Annotated in this window: 16 protein-coding genes; 10 read left to right on the forward strand and 6 right to left on the reverse strand. The window is 43.9% G+C overall.

All coding sequences use genetic code 11. From position 1 onward, the window contains the following. Positions 1–9: 9 nt before the first annotated feature. The gene (locus JMW61_RS02785) at positions 10–1,488 is read right to left on the reverse strand and encodes an McrB family protein (protein WP_201549317.1); all 1,479 of its coding nucleotides are present in this window, start codon (positions 1,486–1,488) and stop codon (positions 10–12) included. A 323-nt stretch (positions 1,489–1,811) separates the two neighbouring features. Here JMW61_RS02785 and JMW61_RS02790 point away from each other — a divergent pair, with 323 nt between their 5' ends. The 3 genes from JMW61_RS02790 (at position 1,812) to JMW61_RS02800 (ending at position 5,660) form a co-directional block, all read left to right on the forward strand. Further along, a complete protein-coding gene (locus tag JMW61_RS02790) occupies positions 1,812–2,540 on the forward strand; it encodes a DUF4442 domain-containing protein (RefSeq protein ID WP_201549319.1) in 729 nt (242 codons plus the stop codon). A 621-nt stretch (positions 2,541–3,161) separates the two neighbouring features. After that, the gene (locus JMW61_RS02795) at positions 3,162–3,989 is read left to right on the forward strand and encodes a thiazole synthase (protein ID WP_201549346.1); all 828 of its coding nucleotides are present in this window, start codon (positions 3,162–3,164) and stop codon (positions 3,987–3,989) included. 243 nt (positions 3,990–4,232) lie between these two features. Continuing rightward, positions 4,233–5,660, forward strand: a complete 1,428-nt coding sequence (locus tag JMW61_RS02800) for a WS/DGAT/MGAT family O-acyltransferase (RefSeq protein WP_201549348.1) — start codon at positions 4,233–4,235, stop codon at positions 5,658–5,660. A gap of 42 nt (positions 5,661–5,702) precedes the next feature. Here JMW61_RS02800 and JMW61_RS02805 read toward each other — a convergent pair whose 3' ends face one another. Then, positions 5,703–6,530, reverse strand: a complete 828-nt coding sequence (locus JMW61_RS02805; protein ID WP_110921870.1) for an inositol monophosphatase family protein — start codon at positions 6,528–6,530, stop codon at positions 5,703–5,705. Between the two features lie 375 nt (positions 6,531–6,905). Further along, a complete protein-coding gene (gene dxs, locus JMW61_RS02810; protein ID WP_201549351.1) occupies positions 6,906–8,969 on the reverse strand; it encodes a 1-deoxy-D-xylulose-5-phosphate synthase in 2,064 nt (687 codons plus the stop codon). Positions 8,970–9,488: 519 nt separating this feature from the next. Between dxs and ribA the strand changes: the two genes are divergently transcribed. From ribA to JMW61_RS02825, 3 genes are all read left to right on the forward strand, one after another. Continuing rightward, on the forward strand, positions 9,489–10,133 hold the full coding sequence (gene ribA / locus JMW61_RS02815) for a GTP cyclohydrolase II (RefSeq protein WP_201549353.1): 645 nt from the start codon (positions 9,489–9,491) through the stop codon (positions 10,131–10,133). Positions 10,134–10,140: 7 nt separating this feature from the next. Continuing rightward, entirely contained in the window at positions 10,141–11,133 is a 993-nt protein-coding gene (gene hemF / locus JMW61_RS02820) for an oxygen-dependent coproporphyrinogen oxidase (protein WP_406947801.1), read from the forward strand. 412 nt (positions 11,134–11,545) lie between these two features. Beyond that, the gene (locus tag JMW61_RS02825) at positions 11,546–12,028 is read left to right on the forward strand and encodes a c-type cytochrome (RefSeq protein ID WP_197215739.1); all 483 of its coding nucleotides are present in this window, start codon (positions 11,546–11,548) and stop codon (positions 12,026–12,028) included. Positions 12,029–12,134: 106 nt separating this feature from the next. Here JMW61_RS02825 and JMW61_RS02830 read toward each other — a convergent pair whose 3' ends face one another. The 3 genes from JMW61_RS02830 to JMW61_RS02840 all read right to left on the reverse strand — a co-directional run bounded on the left by JMW61_RS02830 (position 12,135) and on the right by JMW61_RS02840 (position 14,571). Continuing rightward, positions 12,135–13,094 carry a mechanosensitive ion channel family protein gene (locus JMW61_RS02830; protein WP_201549355.1) on the reverse strand — a complete coding sequence of 320 codons (960 nt, stop codon included), beginning with the start codon at positions 13,092–13,094 and terminating at the stop codon, positions 12,135–12,137. Between the two features lie 103 nt (positions 13,095–13,197). Next, positions 13,198–13,779, reverse strand: coding sequence for a lactoylglutathione lyase (gloA, locus tag JMW61_RS02835; RefSeq protein ID WP_201549356.1), 582 nt, complete (start codon positions 13,777–13,779; stop codon positions 13,198–13,200). Between the two features lie 153 nt (positions 13,780–13,932). Continuing rightward, entirely contained in the window at positions 13,933–14,571 is a 639-nt protein-coding gene (locus tag JMW61_RS02840; protein WP_110921876.1) for a carbonic anhydrase, read from the reverse strand. Between the two features lie 689 nt (positions 14,572–15,260). On the opposite strand from JMW61_RS02840, the gene potA reads away from it, so the two are divergent. The 4 genes from potA to JMW61_RS02860 all read left to right on the forward strand — a co-directional run bounded on the left by potA (position 15,261) and on the right by JMW61_RS02860 (position 19,232). Next, the gene (potA, locus tag JMW61_RS02845; protein WP_201549357.1) at positions 15,261–16,514 is read left to right on the forward strand and encodes a spermidine/putrescine ABC transporter ATP-binding protein PotA; all 1,254 of its coding nucleotides are present in this window, start codon (positions 15,261–15,263) and stop codon (positions 16,512–16,514) included. After that, on the forward strand, positions 16,514–17,392 hold the full coding sequence (gene potB / locus JMW61_RS02850; protein WP_110921878.1) for a spermidine/putrescine ABC transporter permease PotB: 879 nt from the start codon (positions 16,514–16,516) through the stop codon (positions 17,390–17,392). The genes potA and potB overlap by 1 nt, the downstream gene beginning before the upstream one ends. Further along, positions 17,392–18,180: a spermidine/putrescine ABC transporter permease PotC gene (gene potC / locus JMW61_RS02855; RefSeq protein WP_201549361.1), complete on the forward strand. Its 789-nt coding sequence runs from the start codon at positions 17,392–17,394 to the stop codon at positions 18,178–18,180. The genes potB and potC overlap by 1 nt, the downstream gene beginning before the upstream one ends. Before the next feature lie 161 nt (positions 18,181–18,341). Next, positions 18,342–19,232: a LysR family transcriptional regulator gene (locus tag JMW61_RS02860; RefSeq protein ID WP_201549362.1), complete on the forward strand. Its 891-nt coding sequence runs from the start codon at positions 18,342–18,344 to the stop codon at positions 19,230–19,232. The last annotated feature ends 240 nt before the right edge of the window (positions 19,233–19,472 follow it).

The raw sequence follows: 19,472 nt of genomic DNA on the forward strand, positions 1-19,472 counted from the left end.
ATAACCCAATTAATATAAACGCTGGAAAACGGCAGGTTTTATAAACTCGCCTGCCTTGGCAATTAGGTCGCTATTAATTCTATAGCTACCTGTATTGACTGACTGATCGAGAAATAAGTGATGCCCTGAAAACATCTGATTTTGTGCAGCTAGATTATTTTCATGGTCTATCTGAGCATTTGACTCGTTTGTCATCAGTGCTTGGCTATCTTGAATAAACTGGGCACTCATTGGCTGCTGCTCATCTTTAAAAACATACTGCAGCATAGCAATTTGTCCGCCAGTCGCTTGCGCCAACTGCGGGATAATTTGTTCGACTAGTACGCCTTGTAGCTGTTCAAGAGTCGTCACTGAAAATAGGAATGCATGACCCAGTTGCGAATCCACACCTAACGTCTGAATGATGCGATGATTTAAACTTGCTAATAGTTTGGCCAAGTCTATGGTATCTGCTTCATTGTTTTCTGCTGTTCTATGCGTTTCTGAGCCTTTACTAAGACTGATAATTGGTAATAGCTCAGGCTGTGGTGGACAGTCAATAAAACGAAAGCGACGACGTAGCGCCATGTCTAGCGGGGCTAAAGAGTGGTCTTGGGTATTCATAGTCGCATAAATGTCGACATTGTTAGGGACACTAAAGGTACGTCCAGAATAAGCCAGATTCACCGTCATCGCATTTGTCATACCCGTGCGTTTATCGGGTTCGATCAGACTGAGTAGTTCGCCAAATACGCGTGACACGTTGGCACGGTTGATTTCATCAATCAGCATGGCATAGCGTTGTTTAGGATTGTTTGCCGCGCGCTGACATAACTTTAAAAATGCCCCATCTTGAATCGCATAACTCATTTGAGATGGGCCATTATTAGCATTATTCGACTGACCAGAAGCCACCATCACAGGACGAATGCCTTCAACGAACTCTTCATAACCATAAGCTTGATGGAAACTTACCATGCTAAAACGCTGCTGACTGAAAGCTTGATTTTGGCTAGTGTTATTGTCTCGCTTTGCCTTCTGAAACTCGTCTAGTTGCTGCGATAAATCCGTTAACAACGCCATGCTTTCTGGTAATAAATACCATGCACCACTGTTGTCTTTATCAAAGTAAGCTTGGCCAGCTCGATTTTTATAACTTACGGTGTCTGAGCTGGTAGGAGTATGCATTTGCAGCACAGACCATGCCGTATTACTTAAGTGTTTCTCTCGCTCATTCTGCGATGCCTTGGCGACAAAAAACTCATGATTGACAATTTCAGGCACCTTGACTAAGTCTTGATTTTTGGATTGTAAATCTAAAAACACTAGACAGACGACATCTCGCCAGCTGAGCGTTTGCAACAGCTGTACTAATAAATCATTAGAATTGGCTCGAGGTAAGTAGTCGGTATATTGCTTAGCAATTTGTAGTAACCGATAAGTCTTACCCGTACCAGCCACACCTGTATAAATAATATTAGTCGGCTTATGAGTTGATGTGTCGGGCATAGCGTTATCCAGCAGATAAGAGGTATGAGAAAATAAATAAAATATGCTAAAACGGTGTCATTATAGCGTGACGCTCTACTGGCATCTAACGGCATTATTTTGCACAACACGGCTACGAGCTACACTGTTTCTAGTGTCCAAGACATCACCATATCAGTGTTGTTTTATAAGCGCATCAGTTCATTCTAATAATAGTCGGACAGCAGCAGTTAATGTAACATAGTGAGTATAGCGGCTTGCATAATACTCCGTATTTTTCCGCTATGATGATACACGCTAATACTCAAAATCTCATTCAACGCATCTAAGTTAAGGAATTTTGTATGTCAGGATTATTAAAAAAACTCCCTACCAAGCTGACCAATAAGTTACCAGCCAAAGTATCTGACAACACAAGATTGCCAGTCGAAAAGCCAACCAGCACACTTAAGCCCATCAGCAACCAATTCACCAAACTGTTATCAGTGACTAAGTACTTGCCTGCCGGTGCACGATCGAGCATCTTGTCCAAAGCCTTTGGCAAAGTCGTGCCATATGTTGGTACAACAGGCGTCTATTATGAAACGGTCAATCCCAATCAAGTGGTTGTCAGTTTAAATAACACCCGATCTGTACAGAATCATATTGGTTCCATTCATGCAGTCGCCATTACCTTATTGGCTGAAACGGCCACAGGGTTTATTTTGGGTTTAAACCTACCCTCTGACCGAGTGTTATTAATTAAGTCTTATTCGGTTAACTTTTATCGCCCCATTAAAAAGGGTCAAATTGCAGCAGTGGCAAGTCTATCTGATGAGCAGCGCTTAGATATCTTAAATACGCCAAAAGGTGAAATGGTTATACCTTGCGTGATTCATGACCGTGAGTCTGACAGCGATCGCGATCCAATCGTGGTTGAGATGACATGGGCTTGGATACCCAAATCTGAGCTAGAGGCGCGTCGTCAAGGCAAAGCGAATGAAAAAGCTGCAGCAGTTGCTACAGAGTCTCCGGCAGAAACAGATACTGAGCAAAGCAGTCAACCAGAGGTAAATGATGAAGCCGCTAAATAGCCAATAGTTCATCCCGACTCAATTAAATATGATGCGCTGTACACTTTTTATATCTGTATAGCGCATCGTTTTAATAGTTGATTGAGATTAGCACTTATATAACCAGTAACAATACTCTCTGTTTAGATATCTAACGTCTTATCCGCTTCTAACGTTTATCTTCAACTATAATATTGTGTAGTCCATCAAAACCTATTGCTGAGTCCTATTGACGCGTACACCCTTCTAGCTCTCATTTAACAGTATTACGGCACATAGCCCGTCGCAACGTATGATTCATAAATACCGTTGCTATATGTATCACTGCTATAGATGCCACTACTATAGCTACCTCTGCATACCTTGTCGTATGCCTCGATAAAGTTGATGACAAAAGAGACGGGTTGCTTAAATCGTTAAACTGGGTAAAGATTGTCTGTAAGCGCGCATGAGTTTGTTATAATAACATTTTGTTTTTCGTGAGTAGCAAGGCTCCGATTTTAGATGCTGCCTATCTGGTCTTTACCATCATAATGAGAAGCTGCCGCCTGCCATAAAATTACTGCCTACGATGAATAACTTTTACTATTGAACCAAATCTTCGTTTGTCACCTTTGTTCGCCCGCTATTAGGATTATCCTTATGTCACAACAAGCCGCTATTTCTACTACCAGCCCTACGCCACTCTCACAAGATACGTTTACTGTGGGCAGTCGTACATTCTCTTCTCGATTGTTGGTTGGCACTGGTAAGTATAAAGACATGAACGAAACTGGTGCTGCTATTGCGGCTTCAGAAGCAGAGATTGTCACGGTTGCTATTCGCCGAGTCAATATCGGTCAGAACAGTAATGAGCCGAACTTGCTGGATGTAATTTCACCTGATAAGTACACCATATTACCCAACACTGCAGGCTGCTTTGATGCCGAGACTGCCGTTCGTACTTGCAAGCTGGCTCGTGAGCTATTGGGTGGACATAACTTGGTTAAGCTTGAAGTATTGGGCGATGAAAAAACGCTTTATCCAAACGTTATGGAAACGTTAAAGGCCGCCAAAGTATTGATTGATGATGGTTTTGAAGTAATGGTCTATACGTCAGATGATCCTATCGTCGCACAAGAATTAGAAAGCATGGGCTGTGTCGCTATTATGCCGCTAGGTAGCTTGATTGGTTCAGGTCTTGGTCTGCTCAATCGTCATACGCTTAGCTTGATTATTGAAAATGCCAAGGTGCCTGTACTGGTAGATGCTGGTGTTGGCACCGCCTCAGATGCTGCGCTTGCGATGGAGCTCGGCTGTGATGGTGTATTGATGAACTCTGCGATTGCCAACGCCCAGAACCCAGTTATGATGGCACATGCTATGAAGCATGCTATGTGGGCTGGTCGCGAAGCATTCTTAGCAGGGCGCATGCCGGTACGCAAAATGGCGACTGCTAGCTCGCCACAGACTGGATACTTTTTTCAGTAAAGCATCTGACAATACGCCTAAAAGTCTGTGATCAAACAATAAGAAACATGACGTCAGGCGTAAATAAGCATTTAGGATTTGTTGAACATTCTACTATTGGCAGCGACCCGTGGTAGATGTTCGACATAACCTAATCACTGTTTCATTGAATACCTTGCTTAAAGTATTATATATGCACTTATGCTTGATTGCCTTGTCCCACTTTTAGATTGAATCAACCACATCGTCATAAAAGGATTTATTATGCGACTTCTCACAGCAGTCGACCAATTATTTTTGCTTCTTGAGTCGCGTAAACAACCTATGCATGTCGGTGGTTTATTTTTATTTGAAGTGCCAGATACAGCTGACAGCGACTTTGTCTATCAGCTGGTCAAACAAATGCAAGACTCTGATGTACCGCCAAGCTTCCCTTTTAACCAAGTATTGGAGCATATGGCGTTTTGGCAAAAAGATAAAAACTTTGATGTCGAGCATCACTTGCATCATGTCGCACTACCAAAACCTGCACGGGTACGCGAACTGCTCATGTATGTTTCGAGAGAGCATGGACGTCTCTTAGATCGCGCAATGCCTTTATGGGAATGTCACGTGATTGAAGGCATTCAGCCAGAAAATGAAGGTGATCCTGAACGTTTTGCTTTGTATTTCAAAATTCACCATTCTTTGGTAGATGGCATTGCTGCCATGCGCCTCGTTCAAAAGTCTTTATCGCAGTCACCTACTGAACCCGTAACCCTGCCAATCTGGTCTTTAATGGCACGCCATCGTAACCATGTCAACGCCATACTTCCTTCGAAAAGATCTATCAGACGCATTATTAAAGAGCAGATATCTACCATCAAGCCTGTGTTTACAGAATTGCTAGACAATCTCAAAAATTCTGGCGATGATGGCTATGTCGGCACTTTTGATGCGCCCATGAGTATTTTGAACAAGCGTATCTCTGCATCACGGCGTATTGCAGCGCAGTCTTATGATATTCAGCGCTTTAATGATATTGCCGACAGATTAAAAATCAGTAGAAATGATGTTGTGCTAGCAGTTTGCGCTGGTGCCATCCGTCGCTATTTAATATCGATGGATGCGTTACCTAGTAAGCCACTAATTGCTTTTGTACCGATGTCACTGCGTACAGATAATAGCGTATCGGGTAATCAGCTGTCATTTGTATTGGCTAACCTAGGCACGCATTTGGATGACCCATTACGTCGGATACAGCTCATCCATCGTAGTATGAACAGTGGCAAACGCCGCTTCCGCCGTATGAATCAAGCACAAGTGATCAACTACAGCGTTATCGCTTATGCTTGGGAAGGTATCAATCTAGCAACCGGTTTATTCCCGAAAAAACAAGCCTTTAACCTCATTATCTCCCACGTCCCTGGTTCTGAGAAACCTCTATATTGGAATGGTGCGCGCTTGCAATCTTTATATCCCGCTTCTATCGTATTCAACGGACAAGCGATGAACATTACTTTAGCCAGTTATTTGGATAAGATTGAGTTCGGTATTGCAGCTTGCAGTAAGGCCCTGCCTCACGTACAAGACATGCTCGCGCTGATAGAAGAAGAATTGACGCTGCTAGAATTGACCAGTAAAACGCTCGAGTTTCAGGGTATAACCGTTGGCAGTGAAAGTGATAAAGCAACAAAAAAGCTGGCTCCTTAACGGAACCAGCTTTTTATTATCAATACTTTTAAGTATTGCTACTTATACAGCCTCGCCCCAACTCGGAACGACTACTTGCATCAACGGCTTCAACAGCTTGATGTTACAAGCAAAAATAGAACCTGAAGTCATCGAGTTGTGCGCGCCTGTATGATCGACAACCACACCACGTGCCTCAGTGACGATAAGCTCACCAGCAGCAATATCCCACGGCTTGATAGACATCTCGAAATAACCATCAAAACGACCAGCGGCTACATAGCATAAATCCAATGCTGCAGACCCTAAACGACGAATTTGACCACCCGCTTCAGAGACTTTCTGTAGGCTTTCAAAATGCTCTTTCGCATAAGAAATCACTTCACCATTGCGCTTACGCTCAAGCGGATGACCTGTAGTAAATAGGCCACCATCAAGCGTTTTTCGTTCGCTCACTTGCATACGGCGATTGTTCAAGCGCGCGCCTTTACCACGGCTAGCAGAGAACATCTCGTCACGGACTGGATCATAGACCACGCCATGTTGAGTCACGCCTTTATGCTGTACAGCAATCGATACGCAGAACTGCGGTACGCCATGAACGAAGTTTTTGGTGCCATCTAGCGGATCGATAATCCAGCACCAGTCAGCGTCTTCGCCGCGACCTTCTTGCATACCAAACTCTTCACCCAAAAATGAATGATTCGGATAGCTGGCTTTTAGCGTCTCAATCGTCAGCTCTTCACTGAAACGATCAATACGTGTGACCAATCCATCAAGTCCTTTCGACTCGATATCCAATTCGATTTTGTGGCGGTTTTGATGCGCATATAAAATCTCTTTACCAACTTTTTCAGCAGTACGCGCTGCGATGACGACCATGGGTTCCATAAATAACCTATTTGCTTGATGAATGAATATAAAAAATAAGACTAACTTTGTGCCCACAACATGCCGATTAGACTAGCCGCATCACACCACATCTATGCGATTTAAAAAACGTGTCTTTTATAGATGAAAACTTATAAACGACAACCGCATTATACTAAAATTGTTCGATAAAAACGAAAAAACCATTACGTTCGCCAAACCAACCCATATTTTGGTGGTCATCACAAACTGCGCAAGTTGTAAAAAAGTCAGCACCTACGGCTAAGCAGGCGTTAGCTCTATCTATCGAGCTTTTATCTGTTCAAACTAATATCGTTAACTTTAAATCAATTTCGACCATACTATTTATGACAACACGGCTTATAACAACATAGCTTATGACAATAACTGCTGAAGCTGCTTACTCACACCGTCGACACTCAAACCGCAATCAGCCAGTTGCTGAGCTTGGGAACCGTGCGCAATGAAGCGATCAGGGATGCCCATATTAGCAATAACTGGACGAGTACGCTTAAAGGCAGCTGACTCATTGAGCAAATACTCATTGACCGCACTACCCGCGCCGCCAGTAATTACATGCTCTTCTAGGGTCGCAATATGAGTGATGCCTTTTGCCAATAGCGCTTCTAATAGGTTAGTGTCTAAAGGTTTTACCCAGCGCATATTCACCACATGCACTTGATACTCTGATTCTGTATCACCATTGACGATAGCTTCTGCTGCATGCTGAGCCGTGGTCATCATCGTACCAAATACCAATAATGCGAGCTTTTTTGGTGCATCATTAGGGCCCAATACTGACTCCACCACAGCTTCGCCGATTTTATAAATTTGTGCTGGCTGTTCGATAGTCGCGCCCGTACCCACACCACGTGGATAACGTACAGCCGTACATCCTTGATAGTCATAACAAGTATTGAGCAAATGGTAACATTCGTTTTCATCTTTTGGCGCTGCAATTACCATGTTAGGGACGCAACGTAAAAATGCAAAATCAAATACGCCAGCATGCGTTGCGCCATCTTCACCGACTAAACCTGCTCGGTCAATAGCAAACGTTACGTCTAAATTCTGCAACGCAACGTCATGAATCAGCTGATCATAGCCACGCTGCAAGAACGTTGAGTAAATTGCGACAATCGGTTTGACACCTTGAGTTGCCATGCCCGCTGCTAACGTGACTGCATGCTGTTCCGCAATCGCCACATCAAAAAAACGTGCTGGGAAATGACGAGCAAAGTCGATCATTCCAGAGCCTTCTTCCATGGCAGGTGTAATAGCAAGTAGTTTATCGTCTTCAGCGGCTTTATCACACAAAAACTGGCCGAACACTTGCGAATACTTGAGCGCTGGCTTATCTACCGACGCCTTTGTTACTGAAATATCAGCTGCTTTGGTTTTTGCTTCGTCATCTTCGACAGGCAGTTTGCTAATCGCATGATAACCGACCGGATCTAGTTCAGCTGGCGCAAATCCTTTACCTTTAGTGGTATAAATATGAACCAATACTGGACCTGATACTTGCTTGGCAAGTGACAATACCCGCAACAGCTCAGGGATATTGTGGCCATCAAATGGACCAAAATAGGTAAAACCAATCGCTTTAAATAAGTTGTCTTCTAATTGCGGGACATCGCGCATTTCTTTGTGGCGCTTACGGCGATCAAATCCTTGCATATCAGGACGATGACAGAGAACAGGCTCGCCTGCCTCAGAGATATCGACCTGATATCCTGATTCCCATAGCATAGCTAAATGCCGTGGAAATCCACCAATAGAGCAAGATATCGACATATCATTGTCGTTCAAGATGACTAGCAAATCAGCGTCTTGCTGTACTGCATCATTCATGGCTTCAAATGCCATGCCGCCTGTCATCGCACCATCGCCGATGATACAAGCTACTGTTTGTGTACGACCTTGATAGCGCAGCGCTAAGCTCATGCCTAAACCCGCTGAGATTGAAGTCGATGAATGACCAACGCCAAAGGTATCGTACACAGACTCGGCACGTTCAGGAAAAGCCGTCAATCCATCTTTAGATCTGATAGTCCCTAACTGCTCACGACGACCAGTCAACACTTTATGAGCATAGGCTTGATGACCTACGTCCCAAACAATCTGATCTTGCGGTGTATCTAATAAATAATGTAGCGCAATGGTCAATTCAACCACGCCCAAATTGGCACCGAAATGCCCACCACTCTGACCAGCTGAATACAACAGAAACAGTCGTAGTTCGTCCGCCAAGGTAATAAGCTGAGTGGTGGTAAACGCATTTAGATCAGACGGCGCATCGATGCTATCAAGTAGTGGCGTATTTGGACGCACACGCGGAATGACAGCGTAAGTCTGCTGCAAATTTGACAGCTGGGCAGCGGATTCAATGGCTGACGCAGATACGGACTGAGACTGTGGGGAATGAGGTGACTGCTGCATAAACCGTACGATACCTACCAATCTGCTGACAAGACGTGCTTTAGAGTATAAAGATAACTATAGCTAAGCGACGTCAATAATATCTACATCATTATTGATGTAACTGACCATATAATTATTCATGCAATGCCTACGTATCTATACCTACGCGGCGCCTAACAACAAACACGCCGTCATAATAGACAGCGCTTCCATACTAGGGGTTGATATTATGCCTTATTATTTTGCATCAATATCGAATGTTCGTGACGACATAGTAATGTAAGGGTAAAGACTTGTCACTGTATCCGTCAAAATAGTATGGCATAATAGCATTTTTTTTTAATGGTCGCTTTAATCATCGTGCATCGTCTGTGAACTTTGTGTGTTTTTATAATAAAGACAATCAGCACGCATGTGTTACGAACAGATTATACTGCTATCATCCTAACTATCCTAATACAGCTAGGATGACATCGCTGCGTTATTACTGCTAATACAGACCTTACTGCCACAACTACCGGCTTATGCAGGACATTAATGTCATATCAATTTATTACTAGTGCCAAACTACCGACTCGTTATGGCGAGTTTGATATTCATATCTTTGAAAACGAAGACGGTCAAGAGCATGTGATGCTGACCGTCGGGCTGCCTGTGGTCGACCCAGATACAACGAGGCAATCAGAGCAACCAGCTCCCTTGATTCGTATTCATTCTGAGTGCTTAACTGGCGATGCTTTTAGCTCATTGAAGTGCGACTGTGGTCCGCAGCTTAATTCGGCGATGCAAGCCATACAAGAGGCTGGCTGTGGTGCTATTTTATATCTGCGCCAAGAAGGTCGCGGTATTGGGCTCACCAATAAGATTCGCGCTTATGCCCTTCAAGATCAAGGTCATGATACGTTAGACGCCAATCTGATGTTGGGCTTGCCTGCGGATGCACGTATTTATGACATGTGTGGGCCGATGCTCGCTCATATCGGTGTTGATGCAGTCAGACTCATTACTAATAACCCTAACAAAATTGCTTATCTCACTGAGCATGGCATCAATGTCGTGGAACGCGTGCCATTATTGGTAGGGGTCAATGATATGAATGCTGAATACCTCGCGACCAAGCGTGACCGTATGGGACATTTATTGGATAAAGATTTCAACACTGCAATACACCTGAATAAATAGATATTTTATGAGTATTCCAAATATAGATAATAAGTCAGACCTGTCAGAGTCAGTGGTAACACCGACCAATAATGACATCACACGAGTGCGTGAGTTTTTAGTCGATTTGCAGGCGCGTATCTGCCAAGCACTAGAAGCGCAAGAGCGCGATGGTGGTGGCAATGCAACCTTTGTCCCTGATGACTGGGAGCGCCCAGAAGGTGGCGGTGGTCGCTCGTGCGTACTAGCAGATGGCGAGGTGATTGAAAAAGCAGGCGTGATGTTTAGCCATATTCATGTACACAACCTGCCAGCTTCAGCAACAGCACGCCATCCCGATATCGCTGGCCGCAAAGCTCAAGCCATGGGCGTGTCACTGGTCGTGCATCCCAAAAACCCTAACGTCCCTACTAGCCATGCCAATGTTCGTTTGTTCGTTGCGGAAGCTGAGGGCGAAGCGCCGATTTGGTGGTTTGGTGGTGGGTTTGATTTGACACCGTTTTACCCTGTACTTGCTGACTGCGTCCACTGGCATCAAGTCTGCCACGATCTGTGCGCACCGTTTGGTGACAGCGTCTATCCTGACTTTAAGCAATGGTGTGATGAGTACTTCCACCTACGTCATCGCAACGAGCAGCGCGGTATCGGCGGCTTATTCTATGATGATGTCAATACTGAGAGTCGTGGTTGGGACTTTGAGACCTGCTTTAACTTTATGAAAGCAGTGGGTAACGGCTATCTTGACGGTATCACACCTATCTTTGAGCAGCGTAAAGACACGCCTTATACTGAACAGCAGCGTGAATTTCAGCTGTATCGTCGTGGCCGCTATGTTGAGTACAACTTGGTCTACGATCGCGGCACGCTATTTGGACTACAGAGCAATGGTCGTATCGAGTCTATCTTAGTAAGTATGCCGCCACTGGCGAGTTGGCATTATCGTTTTGAGCCTACTGAAGGCTCACCGGAGTTTGAGTTGACTGACGTTTATCTAAAGCCGCGTGAGTGGTTGACTCTATAGCTTATGTGAATATAATAAAGATGAGCAATGTCTACTAGATTATTGTCTAGTATATTTAAATAAAGGTCAGCTGCTATAGCTGACCTTTATCATATGGGGCTTATCACCTTCACAGAGATATAAACCGCCATTTATTTGAACTCAATATGGTTGATTAAGACCACGATGTATCGCATGTCAGTCAACTCAATGATATGATTTAGATAATTATCATCACTTTGAATATTACGATGATATAACAACTATTTTAACCATAGCTACGCAAATAATGGTTACAATACAGATTAAATTTCCAAAAAATCACTGATAAGCGGACATACTTTCAGGTAATTATGAGTTGATTTTGACAACAGTATCAAAGCCACCGTCTGCAATACGCATACTATTAGCCAAATTTAAAGGAGTAATCTATATGGCACAGGTTCATTCTAACAAATCATTGAAATCTATCTTCGGTATCACCTTAATGGCAGCCGCCTTAGGTCTAACCGCCTGTAGCACTTCAACTGAGTCTAGCTCTAGCCCTGATATACAAGCCCGTCAAGACAGCATGAAAAACTGGGGCGATGCAATGGGCGTCATGGGTGATATGGCCAAAGCACCAGATACCTTTGATGCGGATGTCGTTAAAGAACAAGCAGCATTCTTAGCAGAAGATTCTAGTATGCCGTGGAGCCATTTCGAAAACCAAGAAGACATGGGTAATGCAACCGAAGCAGTTTGGTCTAACGCTGATGGTTTCCGCGCAGAAGCTGATAACTTCCAAAAAGTTACTGCTGAACTAAGTGCTGCCGCTCAAACAGCTACTAGCATGGATGACATCAAGCCTGCATTCAGTCAAGTTGGTGCGAGCTGTAAGTCATGCCATACAGACTTTAGAGCAAAAGATGAATAAATCTTTATACTGATAGCCAGTAGATCAACATCAAAAAACCGCCACATCATTTGATATGGCGGTTTTTTATGGTTGAAATTAAGAGTCAATATGAAGAATAGCTTGATTACTCTGCCACTGTCTTTTCCACATTGATGGTTTTTTGCTCATTGAGCTTATCGACAATCGTCATCACTGATGCGTCACTCAAGTCTATCGTCCTAATCGGGAATGGAATATTTACGCCTGCTGCATCTAGCGCGAGTTTAATCTCTACAAATACTTGGTGAATCGAGGTAACTTTATTGGCTTGCGTGCCATCCTCAATAAACCAACGTACCATCAAATCTATCGTTGAATCTCCAAAACCTGTCGCAATCACGCTCGGCTCAGCTTTCTTTGACACGCTATCTGCCCTATCTAGCGCTTTTAAAATCTCAGCTTTTGCCGCTTCGATATCATCCTCATAGCCAATACCCACTGCCAGTTGTAACCGGCGCTGCTTATAGGCGGTATTGACCGTCAACGCTGAGGTATATAAGTCAGAGTTCGGAATAACGACTTGCCGACCATCGTAGGTTTTTATGGTGGTTGCACGAATTTTAATGTCTTCGACCGTACCTTCATATTCACCAGACACTATTTGATCACCGATGCGAAATGGCTCTGAGATGAGCAGCAAAATACCAGACAGCAAGTTTTGAAAAATATCTTTGAACGCAAAACCAATAGCGACGGAACCGATACCGAGTGCACCGATTAACTTGGCAGGGGTGAACTCCGGCACAGCTATCACCATGGCTATCATAAAGCCTACGAAGATAATTAAAGCACCACCTACTCGCTGAAAGACTTTGACCAAGTTCTGATGCCGTCTGCGACTACCTAAGATTTTATAGACGATTTTTTTGAAGAGTATCGACAGAAACCAAAAAATCAGGACAACGATAATCGAAGCGACAAAATACGGAATACGCTCGACAAAACCAATAAATATGCCATTCGCAGAATCAATAATACTTTGATACGTTAGTGCAGCGGTCGTTGGCTCTGTACCTGCTATCGTTTCTGCCTCAGAGGTTGGCATCTAGGTGTCACTCCTTTGGTTGGTCATATCGATCATTGTATTTATTGATAAGTATTAGCAACGAATACTTATCAAATATTCAAAGCTTTTAAACGCTTAAAACTTAGCCCATCAAGTCAGCTTGTACAATCTCAATCCAGTAGCCATCGACGTCTTTGATAAAGGCGATATTTTTCATGCTGCCATCTTCTGGACGTTTCTTGAATTCGACGTTATTTTTATCAAACCAAGCCACCGCTTCATCCAGACTCGGCACGCTAAAGCAAATATGACCAAAACCCTGTGGATCTTGATTACCATCATGATAGCTAAAATCAGCTTTGGTTTCGGTACCGTAGTTATGAGTCAACTCTAAGATACCGCGCTGACGAAATGCAAAGATTTCTAAATCATCACCAGCAGGCAGGTTGTCTCGCTCGCTCTCCGTTAGCTTGGCCAAAAAGTATAAATCAAAACCCATGTCAGGGAATTTTTTTACCGCCAGCAACGTCATTCCAAGGACGCCCGTATAGAACGCTAATGACTTGGCAGGATCTTTTACCCGTATCATCGTATGGTTAAACGTATAGCCAGTCGTCTGACCTGAAATAGGCTGAACACCAGCGGTATTTACGCTGCTAGTCGGTTGGGCTATAAGTGATTCGTTATTATTATCGGTGGCTGAGCCATTATTTGATATAGACATGATTATCCTAATATTGACAAAATATAGAGTTAAAAAAACAAGCGCGTAAAGGCTTTTTACGCGCTTGACTCTCTTATCATAATAAAAAATCACGAAAAGATTGAGAGGATTTTGTAATAGTGCTTATTTGATGTGGCTGATTTAGACGGTTTATTAGCTGTCTAAGAACCGTACTTTGCCTGTCTCTAAATCATACTCTGCACCAACGACTAGCAACTGACCGCTATTGGTCAAGTCTTCTAGTGCACGCGAGCCATGCTTAAGTTGGCTAACCGACATACGTACGTTAGCACGGATTGAGCGATCAACTAGCTCATCGGCATCGACGTCTTGACCATTGGCAGTTGCTAATTCATGCAGGTTATAAACACTTGGACGGATGCGATCTACGATGGACTGCAAATTGGGCGAGTAGTTTGTTTCAGGATTAATGAGGGTTTCTACGCAAGCCGTAACCGCACCGCAATGTGAATGTCCAAGTACGACAACCAACTTGGTACCGAATTTTTCGGCCGCAAATTCAATCGAGCCAATCTGTGATGGTGCTACTACGTTACCAGCGACTCGAATCACAAACAAATCGCCCAAGCCTTGATCAAACACAATCTCAACCGGTACACGTGCGTCCGAGCAACCCAAAATAATAGCCAAAGGATCTTGGTCTTTGACCAACTCCGGACGCCTCTGCATCATCGGATCAGTATTGCTCAAGCTATCAACGTAGCGTGCATTTCCTTCTTTCAAAAGCTCAAGAGCTTCTTGACCTGTTTTTGGGCGCGTATTGTTCGGCATAAGATATCCTTTATCATCAATAATATTAGAGTTATAAGCTTTTTAAATTGGATCTAGAATTAAGCTCACTCAGTCTACTATCTATAGTAATTTTGCTCACCTCTCTAGTATCCAAGTCATATTTAACTGGCTATATTCAAACACAAATCGACTAAATAACTGACTAGTCACTATTAGATACTGACAGGCCAATTATATTGGTCTACCACAGAGTAATTGTATAGGAATACCGCCTAAAAAATGATAAAAAACTTTGTATTAATGTCGCTATATGACGTAATTATTGCTAGCGGCCCCAAATCATAGAACTAAAACCCTTTACCAAATGTCCTAAATATGCTCGCTAGAAATTAGAACTGAAAAGCTAGAAGCTAAAACTCCTTCCTATCATATAGTTGATTCAATCTGAAAGAGAGTCAAGGCAATCGAGTGCAGAGGTATATGTAATACTTCAAGCGAGGTTAACGCTGTCACTTTTTTATAGTGGATTGACTATCCCTTTGTCTCTCAAGTATTGCCACTCACGTAACTTATGATGAACTTGCACTAATTTATATCAAGGGTTTGTTATAATACGTGGCAACCAGACTCAGTCTATCCCCATAGCTTATACCCACACCAAATGACTTTGACCACAGTATCCTAAATGAATGGCCATACTGCGATGTTAGATGCTTAGGAAAAATATTATGACCATCCCACCGTCCAACACGCACAGCACCTCTACATCACCTCATGATGACAAGGTGCTCCTGCAACTGACTGGTCTAAAAAAAACCTACGATCAAACTGAAGTATTAAAAGATATCAACCTCGATATCCAGCATGGTGAGTTTTTGACACTGCTTGGCCCTTCAGGTTGTGGCAAGACAACATTGCTACGCTTGATTGCAGGCTTTGAGCAGCCAAATGCTGGGGCCATTCATTTAGATGGTGTACAGATGGCAGGGTTGCCTGCGGATAAGCGCCCGGTCAATACGGTATTTCAACAGTATGCGTTGTTTCCTCATATGACCGTCGCCCAAAACGTGGCTTATGGTTTAAAGCTCAAAAAAATACCGAAAGATGAGATTAAGACACGTGTACGCGAGATGCTCGCGATGGTGCAGTTAGAACATTTAGCCAACCGTAAACCACAAGATTTATCGGGTGGTCAACAGCAGCGTGTTGCCATTGCGCGTGCCGTGATTAATCGTCCTAAACTGCTGTTACTCGATGAGCCATTATCTGCGCTCGATCACAAACTGCGCTTGCAAATGCAGTCTGAGCTTAAGCGCCTACAACGTGAGCTGGGCATCACTTTTGTATTTGTGACGCATGACCAAGAAGAAGCGCTATCGATGTCGGATCGTATCGCAGTGATGAAAGACGGCACCTTTCAGCAAATCGGCACGCCTATCGAGATTTATGAAACGCCTGCCAACTTGTTCACAGCCAAGTTCATCGGTGAGACCAATCTATTTAAAGCAGAAGTAAAAGGCGTCTATCCCAATCAGCCAGATCGTGATAGCAAAGTCACCAACGGACGTATCGAGGTAGAAGTTTGCGAGGCACAAGCTCAAGATGGCCCAACCAGCTTACGTAATTTACGCCGTCCTAATTTTGCCAATGATGTGCAAGTAGGCGACATCGTAAACTTACTACTGCGCCCAGAAGACTTAAGAGTTTACGATCCAAAAGATGATGAGCATGTTGGACTGTTTGGCCGAGTGATTGAAAGTAACTATAAAGGCAGCACGCTAGACTCAATCATTGAGCTCGAAAACGGCCATATTATTAAAGCCTCTGAATTCTTTGACGAAGATGACCCAAGCTTTGATTATAAGCTGAATGAAGCTGTCAAAGTCTCGTGGGTAGACGGCTGGGAATGGGTATTGCCAGAAGACTCTACTGAGCCAAATAAAGGTGGAGACCATACAAGCTTACAAAAGGATGTCAGTTAATGGCAGGTCACAGCTTAGGCAGCAAAAGTCCTTTTCGTACCGCAACGCTATGGCTCATTTGGGGTTGGTTACTGATATTCGCGCTACTGCCAAATATCTTGGTCATCGCGGTCAGTTTTTTGACCCGTGATAGCAGTGCTTTTATCAGCTTGCCCGTCAGCATCGACAGCTATGCACGCATGATTGATCCGCTCTATTTCGGCGTATTTATCCATTCATTATGGATGGCAGGCATCACGACCATTATCTGCTTGTTGCTTGGCTACCCTTTTGCATGGCTCATATCTAGAGCCAAACCCCGTTGGCAACCACTGCTGATGATGCTATTAATACTGCCGTTTTGGACCAACTCTCTGGTGCGTACTTATGCACTCAAGTTGCTGTTTGCGAATAATGGTTTGATTAATAAATCACTGCTTGCGATAGGTGTTATCGATACTCCTATCGATATCCTATATACGCAAGGTGCGGTGATAGCTGGTCTGACATATTTACTATTCCCATTTATGGTATTGCCGTTATATGCCGTGTTTACTGACTTGCGTCAGGACATGCTATTGGCATCACAAGATTTGGGTGCATCCAAGACACAGACTTTTTGGCATATCGTCCTGCCATTGACGACGCCGGGCATCATCTCAGGAGTACTCTTAGTCTTGTTGCCTGCGATGGGGATGTTTTACGTTGCTGATATCTTAGGTGGTTCACGCAACTTATTAGTTGGTAATATTATTAAAAACCAGTTCTTGGATGCGCGCGATTGGCCATTTGGTGCCGCAGCCAGCGTATTACTGACCCTCGCTATGGCTGTGCTGTTACTGGCCTATCGCGCCAGTAGTCGCCGCATTGGCAAGACTGATTTCAGTGAGGTGGCCTAATGTCTTATTCGCGTACAACAAAAATTGGCAGTATCGCAGCCAAAGGTTATCTCAGCCTAATTTATGCCCTGCTATACCTACCCATCATTGTTTTGGTGGTGATGTCATTTAACAAATCAAAAATTGGCTATAACTGGGGCGGCTTCAGCCTAAAGTGGTATGAATCACTATTTAATAACCAAGCGATGCTAGATGCATTTTGGCATTCTATCGTATTAGGGCTGGTTGCTGCGACTGTCTCAACATTAATAGGCACACTCACCGCTTTGGCACTACACCGTTATAATTTCCGTGGTAAAGGCTTGCTAAACGGGCTGCTGTTCGTGCTGATGATGTCGCCCGAAATTGTATTGGCCATCTCATTATTAGCGCTATTCTTATTAATTGGTCTGCAATTAGGATTTGTCTCGCTGTTATTAGCACACATTACCTTCTGTCTACCATTTGTCGTCATCACTGTCTTTGCACGATTAAGTAGTTTAGATGAGAAATTGATGGAGGCGGCACGCGACTTGGGTGCCAATGAGTCAACGATGGTACGCACAGTGCTCATTCCTGTAATTTTACCAGCGGTGATGGCAGGCTGGTTACTCGCCTTTACGTTGTCATTGGATGATGTGGTGGTTTCAACCTTTGTCACCGGTCCAAGCTATGAGATTTTGCCGTTACGGATTTATTCTATGGTACGGGTAGGACTCAAACCAGAAGTCAACGCTATCGGTACATTGCTACTGGCTGCTTCTTTAATCTTGGTTATCATCTCGCAGCTGCTGTTACGTAGGCGCTAGTTTACCGCTGCTAATCTGACATCGCTAGTTTGCTAGTTTGCTAGTTTGCTAGTTTGCTAGCGCTTATTATTGGCACTGTTTATTAATAGCAAGCTTTGAATGAAAGTCAGCGCTATATCTATTATAATGAATTTTTCTCACCTTCGCGGTTAGGTTACCTTATGCTAGAGCTCCGTCACCTCAACACCCTAACCGCGCTACGAGCGCATGGTTCACTCGCTGCTGCAGCCGACGAGCTGCATGTCACGGCTTCTGCGGTCTCACATCAGTTGAAAGAGCTAGAGAACTACTACGATATCAGCTTAGTCAATCGTCGTACGCGCCCGCTCACCTTTACCCCTGCTGGCAAGACAGTACTGGCGTTGGCAGATAGCATCATGCCGCAAGTTACCCGCACCAAGTCCAACCTGAAGCGTCTAGCACATGGTCAAGCGGGCAGATTACGCCTAGCATCCGAGTGTCATAGTTGCTTTGATTGGCTGATGCCGATACTCAATCATTATCGCCGTGAGTGGTCAGATGTCGAGCTAGATTTTGCCACAGGATTTGAGCCTGAGCCGCATCATCTACTCATGGAAGGTGATATTGATTTATTGATTACCACCAGTGATTTACCGATAGACGGTATCAGCTATCAACCGCTGTTTGAGTACGAGAGTCGCTTGGTACTATCGCCCACGCATGATTTGGCAGCACAAGAATTTATTGAACCCAGTGATTTGACTGAAGAAACCTTAATTGCTTATCCAGTAGAGGCCAAGCGTCTCGATATTATCGCCAACTTTATGACGCCTGCACAGGTGAGCTTCGAAAATGTGCGTACTACAGAGCTGACAGCGATGCTTATTCAGCTAGTTGCTAGTGAGCGCGGAGTTGCTGCATTGCCTGATTGGGTCGTGGCTGAATATGAGAAAAAAGGCTGGGTCGTCTCGCGGAAGTTGGGTGCAGGTGTGCATTGTCAGCTGTATGCAGCGACGCGTAACTCAAGCCAAGACACAGCGTACATGCAAGGGTTTGCGAATTTACTAGAAGGGATAGTGAAGCCGTTGTAGTTTCATTACTAATTACTTTCTTATAGTTATAAAATATTAGCCACTTTTTCATATCGTAACGAATGTTATGGTAAATAATGGTTCCCTAGTGAGGACTCGAAACTTGGGCTGTAGCCCAAGTGATTGCAATAGGTATAGGTTTATATATTGAATCAGTATACATCTGAGTGTACTTGATGAGCTTAGCTTGATGATTACTAAGATTCACCGCTAACTGCTTAGTGCCCTTTGCTGTCAAAT

The organism is Psychrobacter fjordensis (assembly GCF_904845995.1).
GTDB classification, from domain to species: Bacteria; Pseudomonadota; Gammaproteobacteria; order Pseudomonadales; family Moraxellaceae; genus Psychrobacter; species Psychrobacter fjordensis.

Bases quoted from the DNA above. Each gene is read 5' to 3' on its own strand.
- JMW61_RS02785 (WP_201549317.1), bottom strand. From the start codon at position 1,488: ATGCCCGACACATCAACTCATAAGCCGACTAATATTATTTATACAGGT.
- JMW61_RS02790 (WP_201549319.1), top strand. From the start codon at position 1,812: ATGTCAGGATTATTAAAAAAACTCCCTACCAAGCTGACCAATAAGTTA.
- JMW61_RS02795 (WP_201549346.1), top strand. From the start codon at position 3,162: ATGTCACAACAAGCCGCTATTTCTACTACCAGCCCTACGCCACTCTCA.
- JMW61_RS02800 (WP_201549348.1), top strand. From the start codon at position 4,233: ATGCGACTTCTCACAGCAGTCGACCAATTATTTTTGCTTCTTGAGTCG.
- JMW61_RS02805 (WP_110921870.1), bottom strand. From the start codon at position 6,530: ATGGAACCCATGGTCGTCATCGCAGCGCGTACTGCTGAAAAAGTTGGT.
- dxs (WP_201549351.1), bottom strand. From the start codon at position 8,969: ATGCAGCAGTCACCTCATTCCCCACAGTCTCAGTCCGTATCTGCGTCA.
- ribA (WP_201549353.1), top strand. From the start codon at position 9,489: ATGTCATATCAATTTATTACTAGTGCCAAACTACCGACTCGTTATGGC.
- hemF (WP_406947801.1), top strand. From the start codon at position 10,141: ATGAGTATTCCAAATATAGATAATAAGTCAGACCTGTCAGAGTCAGTG.
- JMW61_RS02825 (WP_197215739.1), top strand. From the start codon at position 11,546: ATGGCACAGGTTCATTCTAACAAATCATTGAAATCTATCTTCGGTATC.
- JMW61_RS02830 (WP_201549355.1), bottom strand. From the start codon at position 13,094: ATGCCAACCTCTGAGGCAGAAACGATAGCAGGTACAGAGCCAACGACC.
- gloA (WP_201549356.1), bottom strand. From the start codon at position 13,779: ATGTCTATATCAAATAATGGCTCAGCCACCGATAATAATAACGAATCA.
- JMW61_RS02840 (WP_110921876.1), bottom strand. From the start codon at position 14,571: ATGCCGAACAATACGCGCCCAAAAACAGGTCAAGAAGCTCTTGAGCTT.
- potA (WP_201549357.1), top strand. From the start codon at position 15,261: ATGACCATCCCACCGTCCAACACGCACAGCACCTCTACATCACCTCAT.
- potB (WP_110921878.1), top strand. From the start codon at position 16,514: ATGGCAGGTCACAGCTTAGGCAGCAAAAGTCCTTTTCGTACCGCAACG.
- potC (WP_201549361.1), top strand. From the start codon at position 17,392: ATGTCTTATTCGCGTACAACAAAAATTGGCAGTATCGCAGCCAAAGGT.
- JMW61_RS02860 (WP_201549362.1), top strand. From the start codon at position 18,342: ATGCTAGAGCTCCGTCACCTCAACACCCTAACCGCGCTACGAGCGCAT.